1 protein-coding gene is annotated in these 1,450 nt (G+C 66.1%); it reads right to left on the bottom strand.

The window, feature by feature from the left end:
* Positions 1–9: 9 nt before the first annotated feature.
* A complete protein-coding gene (locus tag U8525_RS34260; protein WP_374270942.1) occupies positions 10–1,377 on the bottom strand; it encodes an IS1182 family transposase in 1,368 nt (455 codons plus the stop codon).
* Positions 1,378–1,450 lie beyond the last annotated feature (73 nt).

Raw genomic sequence — 1,450 nt, 5'->3', positions numbered from 1 at the left:
GCGCCGCCACTACGCGGCGAGCTGAGCCCGATGGAGTTTCAGCAGGTTGTGGGTAAGGCAGATGAGCGCCCACTCGCCGCGCGCTTTCTGCAGTCCACGCAGCAGCAGTTGGCGGAAGCCTCGCGCCTGTTTGATTTGACCGAAGGGAGGTTCCGCCACCGCCTTGCGTCTGGCGTACACTTGGCGTCCTGCCTTCGTCCTCAGCCGACGCGCCATCCAATCCTTGACGCTCAGATTCAGCGGCATCCGCCCTCGCACCGCAGGCGGCTCCACGCCGTGCTTTTGACGCCCGACGGCCACGTACGCGTCGATGCCCATGCTCGCCGCGCGCGTGAGGTTCTCCTCGGAGAAATAGCCCGCGTCCGCCGTCGCCACCTGGGGCACCTCGCCGCAGTTCTCCACCACCTGCTCCAGCAGAGGCAAGAAGTGCTCGACGTCAGGCGGCTGGTTGGTGAGCGCCTGGGCGACGATGATTTGGTGCGCCTCGTCCACGGCTGCCTGCGCGTTGTAGCCCTGGAGGAAGCCATTCTGCGTCTTCTGGATTCGGCTCTCGGGGTCGGTGAAGTTGCGCTGCGCCTTGGGCTTGGGCGTGCCGTCTGCTTCGCTCTGCACCTGGTGGTGCGGCAGCGGCGTCGGACCATCAGGCGGCTCATCTCCCCCGTCATCCCGCTTCTTGGCAGACTGCTGCGCCGCCCTGGCTACCTTCGCTTCGGCTTCCAGCTCCGCCTTGGCGGCGCGGATGCGGGCCAGCCGCGTCTCGGCTCGCTTGAGCTCCTCGGGAAGCTCGTCTCCGCGCTTCTTCTTGCCGTAGAGCTTGTCCTCGGCCGCGTCCGCCTCCTCGGCCGCCTTCAGCAGTGCGGCCACCTTCTGGGCCAGCTCCTTCTCACGCTGCTGCATCCGCTCGTAGCTCATCGCCTTGTGCTTGCTGGCGTTGGCCTTCAGCTTGGTGCCGTCCAACGCCACGTGCCCCAACTGCACCAGCCCCGCTTTCTGACATAGCACCAGCACCTGCATGAAGAGCCCCGCCAACACGTCCAGGTGCTGGCGCCGGAACTCACTCACCGTGCTGTGGTCCGGGTGCTGGCCCGCCGCGATGACTCGGAAGGCGATGTCCTCGTACGTCTTCTTCTCAATCTTGCGCGAGGAGGCTACCCCCACGCAGTACGCGTACAGCAGCAGCCCCACCATCATCCTGGGGTGGTGCGGCGGATAGCCCCTCAGCTCCCCCTCGTAGCGCTCCAGCAGCGGCCTCAAGTCCAGCTCCGCCACCGTGTCCAGGATGAAGTACGCAACGTGCCCGGCTGGCAGCCACTCTCGCGGCGAGGGCGGCAGCAACTCCGACTGCTCCGGTGCGTAGGGGCGGAAGGTCTTGCTCATAGGGAGGCAAAGAGCACCACGCCTCTGCCTCCCTTTCAAATCGGTTCTTCCGATTACCCCGACACGCTCCTAG

The organism is Corallococcus sp. RDP092CA (assembly GCF_041903675.1).
Taxonomy (GTDB): domain Bacteria; phylum Myxococcota; class Myxococcia; order Myxococcales; family Myxococcaceae; genus Corallococcus.
This window is presented reverse-complemented; position numbering and strand designations above follow the sequence as displayed.